A 250-nucleotide genomic window follows, 5' to 3' on the forward strand; every position below is an offset into this window, starting at 1 on the left:
GTCATAGACAAGGCTGCCATCAGACTTGGCCTGCTCATTGCCGTGCCGACGCTCGCCAGCAGTAACCCCACGGCAAGCGCTGCCAGCCCCGGAAATATGCTCAGGACTCCTAGGCCTGCGCAGAACAGCAGCAAACTGAACGCGCAGAGCACGCTATCTGGGAAGAGACGCTCGAGCTTTTTCATCCCAGCCGCCTGAACGATGATGTTGACGAACCCCGACGCCGTAAAGATATAGCCGACTTCTCGCG

General features: G+C 58.8%; 1 protein-coding gene. It reads right to left on the reverse strand.

Annotated features, from left to right (window positions below; genetic code table 11):
* A partial coding sequence (locus RVY79_RS20885) for a hypothetical protein (RefSeq protein WP_317466521.1) occupies window positions 1-250 on the reverse strand: 250 nt, incomplete at both ends.

The sequence above is a fragment of the Chromohalobacter sp. HP20-39 genome, from assembly GCF_033052815.1.
Taxonomy (GTDB): Bacteria; Pseudomonadota; Gammaproteobacteria; order Pseudomonadales; family Halomonadaceae; genus Chromohalobacter.